Consider the following 12954-nt stretch of genomic DNA (forward strand, 5'->3'; position numbering starts at 1 on the left):
ACCTCTTGCTCTCAACGGCCGCTCCTATATAATTGACTGACGGATTAGTCAATGAAACTTTGTGCCGCAGGGACGAGGGCGTGCGCAACAAGGCAGGCGAGGCAAATGGCAGCTCAGAAGAAGATCACACGCGCGGAACAGAAAGCGCTACGGCCCATCCAGATTCTCGATGCCGCCTTCGAGGAATTCGTGAGAAGCGGTTTCACCGGCACGCGCGTCGAAGACATCGCCGACAGGGTCGGCGTCACCAAGGGTACGGTGTACGTCTACTTCGAGACGAAGGAGAAGCTTTTCGAAGCAATGATCAACCACTTCTCCGTGCCGTTTCAGGAACTGCTGGGGATCACCGCGAGCCTCAGCGGCAGCGCCACCGACCGGCTGATCTCCATTCTCGGCCTGCTCTACGAGCAAATCGCCGAGGATCGCACGACCCGCGAGCTGACGCGGCTCGTCATTGCGGAAGGACACCGGTTCCCCGACCTGATCGACCGCCACCACGATCAGTTCATTGAGCCGATCATCACCAAGGTCGACTCTCTCATTCTAGAGGGTGTGGCGTCAGGGGAGTTTCGCGAAGTTCCGGTGGAATTCTCCGATATCGTGGTCGCACCTATCCTGACGACGACAGTTCTGCGGCTGATATTCGACGACCGCCGCGTGCCCACTCCCAATAAGGAGGCCTTCCTGCGGGCCTATTTCGACCTGCTGCTCAATGGCCTGCTTGCCAAACCTCACTGATCGCCGAATGACGAAAAATACCGCGCCAGGCACGTAGCTTTTCTCAAGTTTTTATGTGAAAACATCGAGTTAGCGATGCCTTCGAAGGCACGACCTCAATTCGCGACGGAAAAAGTGGAACGCAAAGTCAATCTCAAGGATGTCGCGCGCGACGCGGACGTGTCGCTGAGCACGGCCTCGCACGCGCTCAACGGAACCGCGCCGCTGACGATCGAGGTGCGCGAAAGGGTTCTGGATTCAGCTAAACGCCTGGGTTACCTCGACCGCCGGAGGAAGAAGGCGACGATTGCGGCCTTGCGCGTCCTGCTTCTTGCGATTCCCGACGATGCCGCACCGGAGAGCGATCTCAATCTGGTGAGCTGGACGATCCTCAACGGTCTTCGCAGGGAGTGCGAACGCCGCGGCATCAGGATCGTACCCTTCGTCAGCACCGGCCGGCGTATCGACGGCGCTCAGGTCAGGCAGATCGCGCTCTCGGAACGTGCCGACGGCATCGTGGTCCTGAACGATGATCAGCCGGAACTGATCCGAAGCCTCGCCTCCCCTGATATGCCTGTTGTCATCGTCAACGGAGAAGACCCCGCCATGCTGGTCGATACGGTCACCCCCGAAAACCGCTTCGGAGCGCGGCTCGGCATCGAGCACCTGCTGGCGCTCGGGCATCGCCGCATCCTGCATCTGACCTGGAAGGGCCGCACGACGATCCAGCGCCGATATGACGGCTTTTCCGACGCCTATCTTGCCGCCCAGCTTCCGGTGCCTGACGATATGATCGTCGAGGCCGAGGGATATGAGCCCAGACACGGCGAGGCTGCCATCAACGCGCTGCTCGACCGCGATCCCACGGTGAAAGGCGCGACCGCCGTCTTCTGCGCGGCCGACAATCTGGCGCTCGGCTGCCTGAAGGCATTGGCCGATCGTGACATACGCGTGCCGGAAGCGATTTCGGTCCTGGGGTTCGACGATATCGTCCCCGGCGAATTCAGCCGTCCACCGCTTTCGACGGTCAGCGTTCCCACAGACAGGCTCGGGGCTGCCGCTTTGGCGCTCATCGAACAGAGGCTGATCGCCAACGATCCGCAGCGGCCGGCCCATCGCCTGGAACTCGGATGCCATCTCGTCTTGCGTGGCAGCATCGCGGCGCCGCGCTCCTAGAGCATGATGTTGTCCGAAAACCTTCACACTTTTCGGCGTCCTTCTTTATCGCAAACGCTCGGCCCGCAGGCGCGTATCGCGCGGGCTTTCTCCAAAGGCGCTGCGGTAGATAATAGAGAACCTGCCGGCATGAGAAAAACCCCACATCGCGCAGATTTCGCGGACGGATCGCTGATTCATCGGGTCCCGCAACTGGTCGCGGGCTGCTTGCAGCCTGATCGTGCGCAAGTAACCGCCCGGTGAAGTTCCCCGGAAGGCCCTGAAACCCGTTTGCAGCGCACGAAGCGAAACACCGACACCATCGGCAACCATCGTCATGGTGAGGGGCTCTGCGATATTGGCGTGCATATAGTCGATAGCACGCCGGACATGCCACGGCGCGATCAAACACACTTTCTGTTTTTCCAAATGGTCGGAAAGACGGTGGCGGCCAAAACGGATCACGAGGTTAGCAAGCGTTTCGCTCATCGCCGCCAAGGCGAGAGGTGAAGACAGAAGTGGACCGCCATTGCGCATGCCCTGCACGATCGTCTGCACCAGGCTGCCGATAAGCTGGCCCGACGGCGTTGCGAGATCCACAACCGGCTCAAGGTCAAGCGAGTCGAGGATCGGCATTTCCACCAGTGAAACGAGCATTCGCCTCACAACTTTCCAGTCCAGAAAGAGGGCGTCCGAGCAGTGCGGGCCGCCTTGAATGAGACGATCGCCAGCCTCGTGGTTGTTGGCCATGAGGAGACGACCTGGCCCACTTTCAACCACCGTCTTTCCAATGGAAAGCCGGAAGGATCCCGAGTGCGGAATGTAAAACGCAAGGTGTTGCGGCGTCTCATCTAGCGTCCGACTTGTCCAGGAACTCTGATAAACCGAATGAAGCACCGTAAATGCCTCACTTGTTCGCAAGTCCGCGGCCCAGGCAAAGGCCCGATCGTTGCTCAACGGCTTCGCGCCAAACACCCCGTAGCCCGCCGAATAGGCGCGAACCATCGACTCGAAGTCAGTGCCTTCATGGGTTGGCGCAAACCCATATACTTCACGCTCGGGAGCGCACACCGTATTTTCGGATCTCAACGATATCTGCAACTCGGTTGTTTCCCTTTCCACACCCCGACCGGCTAACCGCCTCAAGCGCTCCATCTCGTTTGAGATCGCCGCAACGCTGATATCGTGCCTTCCAAACGCTTGGGGCACGATCACCTCCACCTTATTGCTGTCATCCCGGCTGGCCTGGCCAACCTCGATGAAGTAAGCAGGGCCGGCAAACCGGGGATCGAATTCCCTGTTTGACAGAAGCAGAATGCCCTCCCAATGTGGTTCACACTCATAGTGTAAATCAAAACGAACCGAAAATGAAGTATGATCCTTTAAACCATGTTGCCGCGCATTTTTTGCGAGACACGCAACCCGTGCGCGTAGCATCCCGCAACGAGCGCGACCTGTTGCGGCTGATCTGGAAGTCTCCGGGGATCGAACGCTCCGACCTGACAGAGCCGCTCGATCTCACCCAGCAATCGTTGCACAGGATCGTCGCGCGGCTTCATGAGCGAGGAATGCTCGTCTTTTCCCATTCGGAAACCCGGCGGCCGGGACCGCCCAGCCCGGAGCTGACCCTTCGCAAAGACTGGTGTTTAACGCTGGGCATCTCCGTGAACGTCGGCTCGATCGGCCTTTGCCTCATGGGTTTCGGCGAACCTTTGGAAAACATGGAAATCCCACAGGCGGGCTCCTCGCTATCCGTTGAAATGGAGCGGATCGACGCGGCGGTCGAAGAACTTCTTGCCCGCCGGGGCGCCAAACGGCGTGACGTCCTCGGCGTCGGCCTGGCCGTCGCCGGCCACCGCATGCTGGAGACGGCATTCAATTGCCCCTTGCCGCTCGCTCATTGGTCGTTGATCGACTTGGCACCCCTGCTTGGACAGCAACTGGGGCTGCCGGTCTGGGCAGACAATGTCGCCAGGACCGCAGCCTTGGCGGAAGCCATTTTCGGCGTTGGCCGCGATGTCGCAGATTTCGCCTATATCGCCCATCTTCATGGCTATGGCGGCGGCCTGGTTTCCGGAGGCATGCCGTTTCGCGGTAATTTCGGCAACGCCGGCGAATTTTCCGTTCTCTTCGGGCGCCAGGACTACGAGGAACGCCCTGCACTCGGCGTCCTGCTTGAACATCTTCGTGCCAAAGGGCGCATGAACTTGACCCTGAGGGACCTGAAGAACGAGGACCTGATGGACTGGGATGGCGTTGGGGAGTGGGTCGACCGCGTCACGCCGGCCCACAATCGAGCCATCAATGCGATCTGCGCAATATTCGACCCGGCATTGATCGTCCTCGGCGGCGAGCTTCCGCACTCACTCGCGAGAATGCTGATCGAACGGACCGAATTCAACAATCTGCCTCGGCATGGCGTTTTACGCGACGTCCCCAGGCTTGCCGTGGCACAGATAATCGACGCCCCCGGCGCAATCGGCGCGGCCTTGATCCCGCTCTTCGAAACCGTTTTGTGATATTTGCAGGACGCCGTAGCATTTTGAAATCGTCGTCAACATAGCCGAAGACGGCCGCCCATCAGGTCGCGGAGGCGGCCGGCCTCGGTGGCACGCGCTACGCTCGCCGCGGAGCTGCCGCCCACAAAATGGGCGGCGATTTTGGGAGCCATGCACGAAGACAAAGGCCGAAACGCGCCGCATGAACTAGGTTCAATGCGACGCGCCTCAGCCGGGAGGAAGACGTGATATCGGTTGTTCGGCGATTGCGGGGAGGTCTAGCTCCATGCCCTGCCGTTCACTTCATGCCTGTTCCGGCGATGCCCGTGGTGATGTACTTCTGCAGGAACAGGAAAACGATGGTGACAGGCAGCAGGCTGAGGAACGTCATCGCCAGGATATAGTGCCACTGCACCGAGAACTCGCCCTGGAACGCATTCAGACCGACCTGCAGGGTGAAATTCTCGCGGCTGTTGAGGACGATGAGCGGCCAGAGGAAATCGTTCCACCGCCAGAGCACCGAAAAGATCGCCAGCACCGCGAGCGCCGGCGCCGTCAGCGGCAGGATGATGCGCCAGAAGATGCAGAATTCGCTCGCCGCATCGACGCGCGCCGCCTCTATCAGCTCGTCGGGTATGGTCAGCATATATTGCCGCAGCAGGAAGACGGCGGTCGGAGAGGCGACCGTCGGCAGAATGACGCCCCACAGGTTGTCGGCGAGCCCGACCCCGACGATGACGAGATAGGCCGGCACCATGACGACCGCGAGCGGGATCATCAGCGTTGAAATGATGATGACGAAAACCGTCGTATCCCCCGCAAATTTGTATTTCGACAGGGCGAAGGCCGCCATGGCGTTGACGATCAGCGTCAGCAGCGTTGCGACGAAGGTGACGAACACCGAATTCTTGAGGAAGGTCAGGAAGTTGAAGCGCGTCAGCGGATCGGTGTAATTCTGCGTGGCGATCGTCAGCTTCTGCACCGGCGTCAGCCCCTTGACGTCGACGCTGACCGGTGGTCCCGGATTTGCGGGATCGACCATCTGGGCTTTGAGGCCGATGCGGCGGACCATGGCCATTTCGCGCATCTGACCGTCGATGGTGACCTGCCAGAGGCTGAGCGGTTTGTCGAAGCCGGGCACGGTCTGCTCCACGGCGGCCCGAGGTAGCAGCGTTGGCGGAAACCGGGTGATCTCGGCGGCCGGCTTCAGCGAGGAGAGGCCCGCCCACATGACGGGAACGAGCACGACGAAGGTTCCGCCGATCAGCCAGACCCACGACAATATGTCGGTGATATCGATGCGTCCGGCCCGGCGTGTGCGCGTGAAAAAGCTGATCGGGTTCATCTCAGGACTCCATTCGCTTGCCGATACGCAGCTGTATGAGGGTGAGAACCAGAAGCACCAGCCCCATGAGAACCGATGCGGCGGAAGCCAGTCCGAAGAGGCGAAGATCGCTGCCGAATGCCATCTGGTAGATATACTGGACGATGAAGCTGTTGGCCGTGCCCGGGCCGCCGCCATTGGTCAGAACCCAGGCCTCGTCGAAGATCTGGACGGATTTGATCATCAAAAGAATGAACACGACCAACAGGTTCGGCGCCAGAAGGGGAAGCGTGATCCTGAACAGCGTGCGGCGTGGCGAGGCGGCATCGATGGAGGCAGCCTCATAGAGCTCCTTCGGGATGGCCTGGAGGCCGGCCAAGAGGATGAGCGTGTAAAAGCCCATGTGAAACCAGACCGATACCGCGACGACGAAGAAGCGCGACCAGCCGACGTCGAGCAGGAAGATCTCAGGGGGAACGCCGATCATCTGGAAGAAGGCGTTCAGCAGCCCGTTGCGATCGAGGAACCATTTCCAGATGAGACCGATGACGACGGGCGACAGCAAGACGGGATAGAAGAACATCGCCCTGAAGAAACCACGCGCGACGATCGCCCGATTGAGGATCAGCGCCGTGATCAGCGCCACCAGCAATGTCGCGACGACATTGAAGGCCACGAACCAGAGGGTGTTCCACACGGCCGTCCAGAACAGCGATTCCTGGCAGGTTCCCGGCTGCAGATAATTGCCGCAGGAAAGCAGCGTGCGGAAATTGTCCAGGCCGACGAAAGGCCGCTCCGACACGAAAAGATTGGTGCCGCCGGTGAAGGCGTAACCGATCGCGATCGCGATCGGAAGGAACGTGAAGATGGCAAACAGAACGAGGTTCGGCGCCAGGAACAGCCATGGCATACGCTTGCGGCCGAAGATGCGCTCGATCACATTTATTGGGGCTTCGACCACTCTCATCGCCGTTTCCCCTGTCTGGGACAGCAATGCACCTGCCTTGAGCGCCGCCATGTTCAGCGCCTCCCCTGTCCGGGCCGCCGGGCAAAGGCCAGGCCGCTTTCGGGATCGAACAGATGAACCCGTCCCGGGGCGGCGTCGATCAGGATGTGATCACCAGGCGACGGCGCGAAATGGCCGGCCTCATGAATGATGATCTGCTCGTCATGGCCTGCAAGGTTGCCATAGACATAGGTCTCGGTGCCGAGGCCCTCGTGATACTGGACGATGAACGGCAGGCCTTGCTCGCTGGAACGTGAAAAATGCGCGGGCCGAATGCCGGCGAGAACGGCCTGTCCGACCGCAATGCCGGCGGGATCGACATCGCTGACGACCTTACCACCATTGCCGACATCGATGACGACACCGCTTTCCTCGATGCCAGCGACCTTGCCCTTGATGATGTTCATACGCGGCGAGCCGAGGAAGCCCGCGACGAAGAGATTGCGCGGGCTGTCGAACAGGTCCAGCGGTGCTCCGACCTGCTCGACCCGCCCGGCGCGCAGCACGACGATCTTGTCGGCCATCGTCATCGCCTCGACCTGGTCATGCGTGACATAGATCATCGTCGTCTTGATCTCGCGGTGGAGCTTGGTGATCTCGGCCCGGGTCTGAACGCGCAGCGCCGCGTCGAGATTGGACAGCGGCTCGTCGAAGAGGAAAATATCCGGTTCGCGCACGATGGCCCGGCCGATCGCCACGCGCTGGCGCTGGCCGCCCGAAAGCTGCTTCGGGCGCCGGTCCAGATAGGGTTCGATCGCCAGCATCCTGGCAGCTTCGGCAATCCGCGCCTCGATCTCGGCACGCTTGAACTTCAGGTTCTCCAGGCCGAAAGCGAGGTTCTTGCGAACGCTCATATGCGGGTAGAGCGCGTAGGACTGGAAGACCATCGCGATCTTGCGCTCGGCCGGCGAGAGCGCGCTGACGTCGCGGCGCCCGATCGCGATTGCGCCCTCCGTGACCTCTTCGAGGCCGGCGATGACACGCAGCAGGGTCGACTTGCCGCATCCCGACGGACCGACGAAGACGACGAACTCGCCGTCTTGGATATCGAGTTCGACGTCATGCAGGACTTTGACCGAGCCATACGACTTGTTGACGTTGGAAAGTTTCAGTTCTGCCATGTTCCACTCCCATCAGGTGCCGCCGTTTCGAAGACGGCGTCGTTTTTGTTCCAGCCTTGCGGCAGCGGTGTCGGCCTCGTGATCCGCACCTCGTTCATCGAGAGCCCGGTGACATCAGCCACGTAGACGGCCGGCATTCCTCCCGGATAGTGCTCAAGACCAATCACCCGCCCGTCCGACCCGCGCGTCCAGGCATTCGCACGGCCGCCGCCATCGGCTTTCGGGGAAAGGTCCGCGTTCGTCGGACGCAGGTCGTAGGATCGCGCCGTGCCGAGTTGCCCAGGCTGCTGATCAATGGCGATGCGTGCCAGCGATGCGTTCCTGATGCCGGCCGACGAGGTCGATATGACGGTGATCGCCCCCTCCATCCGCCCGGTGATGTCCTCGACGATGAGATTGTCGATGGCGCCAGCCGCGCGTTCCGTAACACGGTCGACGACATTGACGGTCAGCGCTTCCCCCGAGCCCCAGAAACCATCGGGGGTCTCGCGGCACTCTACCGCAATTCGTGAAAACCTTACGTTCGATATCCGGCCGCCGTCGCGGGAGAATACGCCGAGCGCCCTGTTGGAAGATGAGACGCTGCAATCCTCGAACACGACATTGGTGACGTCGCCATGCGTTTCCGTGCCGATCTTCAGCGCGCAGCTAAGGCTCTGAACGGAGCATCGACGAACGAGAATGTTTTCGCAACGCCCGATGGCGACACGGTCAGGACCGATGCTCGTCTTCAGGCATATGCCGTCGTCGGCCGTCGATATCCGGCAGTCCTCGATGACGGCGCCGCGGCAGGCATCCAGCACGATCCCGTCCGTGTTGGGAAGGCGGCGGTCGTTGTCGATGGTCACGTTCCTGACCGCGACATCGGTGCAGTTGACGAAGTGCAGCGTCCACATCGGCGAGCGGCAGATATGGACGGAGCTGATCTCGACCTCGTCGCAGCCCTCGAAGACGACGACGCGGGGACGAAATTCGGCCGGGATGAAGGTTCCCACCGTCTCGTCGTCTCCCACGATGAAGCTGTCGCAACCGGCTTCGATGCGCCCCTTCCCCGTCAGGCTGATGCGCCGCGCATCCTTGGCGACGATCATGCCGCGGTCGGATTTTTCGGCGATCACCGAAACGGTCGTATGCGCATAGGCGGCATAGTCCGGAACGGGACGCAGGATCGCACCGGCGGCTAGATGAAGGTCGACACCGGATCTGAGCTGCAGCCCGCGGCAGACATGAATGCCGGCCATGAGCTCCACGCGTCCGCCGCCCGAAGCCGACAGGCCGTCGATGGCCGCCTGCAGGCGGACCGTATCGTCGCCCTCCGCCGGCTCGATCGCGACAAGAGACACGGGGCTCATTGGCGCTGGCCGTTCTCGAGAAAGACTTCCGTCAGCAGCAGCATGGTCAGCGCCTGGCCATAAGGCGTCGGCACGTTGGGGATGCGCCTGTAGAAATCGAGGTCATGGCCCATCGGCGTGCCGTCCGAGACGCCGTGGACGACGCCTTCTTCGTCGATCTGCGCCAGCACCGCCGCAAGCGCGCGCTCCGCATAGGCCCTGTCGTCCTTGTCGAGAATGCCGGCATCGATGGCGCGCAATATGCCGTAGGCAATGCCCGCCGTGGCCGAGGTTTCCAGCGGCGACGACGGATCGTCGAGAAGCGTCGTGAACATGCCGTCCGGCCGCTGGTATGCTTTCAGCGAGCGTACCTGGCTGACGAGGACGTTCGACAGAAAACGCCGGTCCTTCTCGCCGAGCGTCGGAACGAGGTCGAAGAGCTCGGGGATGGCGACGGTGATCCAGGCATTGCCGCGCGCCCAGAAGGCCTTGGCGAAATTGTGCCGTCCGTTGAAGGTCCAGCCGTGATACCAGAGCCCGCTGACCGGATCGGAGAGATAGCGGGTGTGGATCACGAACTGATAGACGGCCTCGTCGATCCACTCGCTGCGCTCGCAGAGAACGCCGGCGCGGGCGAGAAACAGGCAGGCCATGAACAGTGTATCGTCCCACAATTCGCCGTCGTTGAGGCGCTCCTTGACGACGTGCTGAAAGCCGCCGTCCTCGGTCTTGGGCAGTTCCTTGACGAGCCATTCGGCCCAGTCCTCGACAAGCGCGCGAAAATCGGGACGGTCGACATGCTGAACGAGGATTGCAAGCGGCAGCATCGGCGCCGTACTGTTGATCTGGCGCGGCGGCAGGCCGCGTTCGATCTGGCCGGCATACCAGGCGACGAGTTCCTGCAGCGCTTTCTGATCATTGGTGGAAATGGCGCGACGCAGGAAGCCGTAAAGACCAACGCCGACTTCCCAGTCCCATTCGTCGAACTGGATTCCGGACGCGGAATTTCCCGTCACGAGACCTTCCTTGATGCCTCTGAGCCGGCTGAAAGCCGTTGCCACGCGATCGATCGTCGTCAGGAGGGCGGCGTTATCGACAGATGTTGTGTTCATGCTGGAGACCTATGTTTTAAGAGTAGAACGGCCCGTCAGTGCCGGCGCCGGAGGCTGCACTGTCGTGGGTGAGGATCGGGTGCGGCTGATCATGGGCGAAGGGCTTCGCCTCGCCGCCGATCGAAAGACCGTCGGCATAGGAGAGGTCGATCGCCGGGCCGCCCGGCGGCGTCAGGGAGAGACGCCGAAGCTCGGGATCGAAGGAAACCGTCGTTTGGCCCAGGCGTTCGACGAACGCCTTGAAGGCGTCGCCATCGCCGCATCCGACGATAGCGGCCCAGCCGCAAAGCTCTCCGTGGGAGCGCGCCTCGCGGCCGGCGGTCGGGCCGTCGGTGATCAGGTCCAGGCCGTTCGACGCCCAGAGGGCAGAAAATCCCCGGCCCGATCGCGCGATGAGCCACTTGTCTTCGATGATGAGATCGTCCAGCCCGTCGCGGCCGATATAGGCGTGCGTCCATGCGTGGCGTGCGTCGCTTGTGTCCTCGATCAGGAGGGCAACGTCGCGATGCTGGGCAACGCGCGGCAGGATGCCGTTGCCGGCCCAATAGGACGGCCTTTGATTGCCCCAGGGATCGTCCTCGCCGGGATGGTTGACCCACAGCCTCGCCATCGGGTGGCCGGCCAGCCGGATGTCAAGGACATGCTGCTGATGCCCCTTCTGGCCGGTCTTGTGATCGACGACCGTCGAAAGCTGCGCCGCCTCATTTTTGAACAGCACGAGTTTTCCGCTCTCGAGCCCCTGGCTGTAGCGCGCCTCGACGCTTCTTCCCCGGTTGAGCGTCGCAAGTTCGGCCAGATCGGCGGGCGGCTCGTAGCCGCCGGCGCAGAACATGGTCAATGCCGCCACACCATTGTTCAGCCAGCCGGTCCCGAAGGCGACCTGGGCGAAAGGCGCAAGCTCGGTCAGCGGGCCGGCGCGCAACTCCTTGTCGTAAGCGCGGCCCTGCGATCCGGCCGGAACGCCTGCCAGCGTATGAAGGGCGATCATCCGGAAGATGAGATCGATCTGGGCGCGGGCGCGCGCTGACATCGCCGTCTCGGCCCAGCGCTCCAGCGCCATCAGGCCGATGAAATCGATGGGGTAATAGGCGGCCGAGTTCCACTCCGCCAACCCATGGGCCTCGACGCTGTCGAACCAGCGGCCGAGCCGCTCGCCGGCAAGTTCCGCCTGCTGCTGCCCGGTCCTGCCCGAGGCCGAAAACACCTCATCGGGCAGAAGAAGTCCGGCCAACAGCTGGCTCGTGTGAAAGCAGAGCACATGGTTCTCGCTCCAGAACCACATCGCGTCGTTACCCGGCTCGTCGACCCAGTAACGGTAGGAGCGAACGGAATGCCGAATGCGATCGACCACGGCATCGGGCATCCGGTCGGCATAGGCGCCGAGCAGCCACAAGAGCGGCACCATGATGAAATCCGAGCAATCCTCCCGCGCATCGATGGAGGCCAGCGTCGCGTCGATGATGCGGTCGAAGCTTTCCTGGTCGTGATGGCCGGTTTCCATCATGGCGATCAGGCGCCCGACGCGGTTTGCGCCGAAGCGGGCGCTGTATTCCAGTGCCTGCCGCTTGCGGGCGGCGAGCGACGTCTCTGATGGCAACGACGAAACGCTGCTCATGAAGGCGGCATCGATGACGCGCGTAACCGAACCCGTGCCGCTGCCGATCGTCATGTGGACGCCGTGATAACCGTCCGCAATGCCGCAGATATCGTCGGCCGTGAGGCTGCTCTGATGGGCCTTGAGCGTCAATCGGGAATGCGCGAGAACGGGCCGCTCGTGGCCATGACCGACGACCTTGAGCTCTACCGGCAGATCGCGTTCGGGCGCAGTGCCGAAGATGATCTCCAGCGGCTGATTGACGAAGACGTCACGAGCCGGACGCACGCCGCGCGCAAGGGCTTCCAGCTCGCGGACCTCATCCTGATCCAGCGATACGGGCAGCAGCACGCAGAGCGGCTCCTCGTCCAGCATCTCGAGCTCGAAGAACCACGTCGTGTCGCGCTCGGCCAAGTCTTCGGTGTAGACGAGGATCTGGTTGTCGCCGGCGTCCAGCGCCAGCCTTATGTCGGTTGCGCTCTCGGTGTTGCGCTTGAAGGGTTCGAAGCGCACCGCCTCCTGTCCGTTGACCCATATGCGAACGCCGCCGCAGGTCTTCAGTCTGAGATTGAGCGCTCGCGCGGTCTCCGTTCTGAACGTGCCCTTCAGCCATCGCCTAAGATGCGTCGGTACGTGCCAGAAGCCGGTGAACTCGACGCGACGGTTCGAGCCGGGAAGATTGAGGCTTTCGGTCGGCCAGGCGGTGTCGGGCAATAGCGGCCGCCCGACCATGGCCGACCAGAAGGCCTTGCGGCAGGGCAGGTCGCCGACATCGACGAAACCGTTGATGAAACGATAGTTTACGCGATCTTCGGCCGGCGCGGGCTCGCCGGGAAAATAGCTGGCGATCAGGCCGGAATCGGCCCATGCCGTGATCGTCTGGCCCATGGCCACACTGTATGCTGGCGCCATCTCGCCCGGCTGCTTGATGCATTCCGTTTTCACAGACCGCCTCCTCCGCAATCCTATGAAAATATTTTCATTAGGTTATTTGTGCGCGCCATTTTTGCAAATTGCTCAAAAACATCGCTATTGCCGCAGAAAATAGCTTGACGGAACGAATGTCAAGTATATGAAATTGATTTATCGATGGCTG

Annotated in this window: 10 protein-coding genes; 3 read left to right on the plus strand and 7 right to left on the minus strand. The window is 61.7% G+C overall.

What is annotated here, in order from left to right; genetic code table 11:
* Nucleotides 1-105 precede the first annotated feature (105 nt).
* Both FFM53_RS26800 and FFM53_RS26805 read left to right on the plus strand, forming a co-directional pair.
* A complete protein-coding gene (locus FFM53_RS26800) occupies nt 106-738 on the plus strand; it encodes a TetR/AcrR family transcriptional regulator (RefSeq protein WP_138388763.1) in 633 nt (210 codons plus the stop codon).
* A gap of 75 nt (nt 739-813) precedes the next feature.
* On the plus strand, nt 814-1893 hold the full coding sequence (locus tag FFM53_RS26805; protein ID WP_173883661.1) for a LacI family DNA-binding transcriptional regulator: 1080 nt from the start codon (nt 814-816) through the stop codon (nt 1891-1893).
* 45 nt (nt 1894-1938) lie between these two features.
* Here the strand turns inward: FFM53_RS26805 and FFM53_RS26810 are convergent, their stop codons facing one another.
* Nucleotides 1939-2961, minus strand: a complete 1023-nt coding sequence (locus FFM53_RS26810; RefSeq protein ID WP_484573299.1) for a helix-turn-helix transcriptional regulator — start codon at nt 2959-2961, stop codon at nt 1939-1941.
* Between the two features lie 278 nt (nt 2962-3239).
* Between FFM53_RS26810 and FFM53_RS26815 the strand changes: the two genes are divergently transcribed.
* Nucleotides 3240-4391, plus strand: a complete 1152-nt coding sequence (locus FFM53_RS26815; protein ID WP_138388761.1) for an ROK family transcriptional regulator — start codon at nt 3240-3242, stop codon at nt 4389-4391.
* 277 nt (nt 4392-4668) lie between these two features.
* On the opposite strand, the gene FFM53_RS26820 is transcribed toward FFM53_RS26815, so the two are convergent.
* From FFM53_RS26820 to FFM53_RS26845, 6 genes are read right to left on the minus strand one after another with little or no spacing between them, the layout of a single operon-like run.
* Nucleotides 4669-5715 (minus strand): carbohydrate ABC transporter permease, encoded by a 1047-nt coding sequence (locus tag FFM53_RS26820; RefSeq protein ID WP_138388760.1) that lies wholly within the window; start codon nt 5713-5715, stop codon nt 4669-4671.
* A 1-nt stretch (nt 5716) separates the two neighbouring features.
* Nucleotides 5717-6712 (minus strand): carbohydrate ABC transporter permease, encoded by a 996-nt coding sequence (locus FFM53_RS26825; RefSeq protein WP_138388759.1) that lies wholly within the window; start codon nt 6710-6712, stop codon nt 5717-5719.
* A gap of 2 nt (nt 6713-6714) precedes the next feature.
* Nucleotides 6715-7821 carry an ABC transporter ATP-binding protein gene (locus tag FFM53_RS26830; RefSeq protein WP_138388758.1) on the minus strand — a complete coding sequence of 369 codons (1107 nt, stop codon included), beginning with the start codon at nt 7819-7821 and terminating at the stop codon, nt 6715-6717.
* The gene (gene pglB, locus FFM53_RS26835; RefSeq protein ID WP_138388757.1) at nt 7809-9173 is read right to left on the minus strand and encodes a polygalacturonase PglB; all 1365 of its coding nucleotides are present in this window, start codon (nt 9171-9173) and stop codon (nt 7809-7811) included. The genes FFM53_RS26830 and pglB overlap by 13 nt, the downstream gene beginning before the upstream one ends.
* Complete coding sequence (gene bglB, locus FFM53_RS26840) at nt 9170-10264, minus strand: beta-galactosidase BglB (RefSeq protein ID WP_138388756.1); 1095 nt, start codon at nt 10262-10264, stop codon at nt 9170-9172. Before bglB ends, pglB begins: the two co-directional genes overlap by 4 nt.
* A gap of 16 nt (nt 10265-10280) precedes the next feature.
* Nucleotides 10281-12803 carry a hypothetical protein gene (locus FFM53_RS26845; protein WP_138388755.1) on the minus strand — a complete coding sequence of 841 codons (2523 nt, stop codon included), beginning with the start codon at nt 12801-12803 and terminating at the stop codon, nt 10281-10283.
* Between the last annotated feature and the right edge of the window lie 151 nt (nt 12804-12954).

It is taken from the genome of Rhizobium indicum (assembly GCF_005862305.2).
GTDB classification, from domain to species: domain Bacteria; phylum Pseudomonadota; class Alphaproteobacteria; order Rhizobiales; family Rhizobiaceae; genus Rhizobium; species Rhizobium indicum.

Excerpts from the sequence above, each read along its gene's own strand:
- FFM53_RS26800 (WP_138388763.1), top strand. The coding sequence starts at position 106 with ATGGCAGCTCAGAAGAAGATCACACGCGCGGAACAGAAAGCGCTACGG.
- FFM53_RS26805 (WP_173883661.1), top strand. The coding sequence starts at position 814 with ATGCCTTCGAAGGCACGACCTCAATTCGCGACGGAAAAAGTGGAACGC.
- FFM53_RS26815 (WP_138388761.1), top strand. The coding sequence starts at position 3,240 with ATGAAGTATGATCCTTTAAACCATGTTGCCGCGCATTTTTTGCGAGAC.
- FFM53_RS26820 (WP_138388760.1), bottom strand. The coding sequence starts at position 5,715 with ATGAACCCGATCAGCTTTTTCACGCGCACACGCCGGGCCGGACGCATC.
- FFM53_RS26825 (WP_138388759.1), bottom strand. The coding sequence starts at position 6,712 with ATGGCGGCGCTCAAGGCAGGTGCATTGCTGTCCCAGACAGGGGAAACG.
- FFM53_RS26830 (WP_138388758.1), bottom strand. The coding sequence starts at position 7,821 with ATGGCAGAACTGAAACTTTCCAACGTCAACAAGTCGTATGGCTCGGTC.
- pglB (WP_138388757.1), bottom strand. The coding sequence starts at position 9,173 with ATGAGCCCCGTGTCTCTTGTCGCGATCGAGCCGGCGGAGGGCGACGAT.
- bglB (WP_138388756.1), bottom strand. The coding sequence starts at position 10,264 with ATGAACACAACATCTGTCGATAACGCCGCCCTCCTGACGACGATCGAT.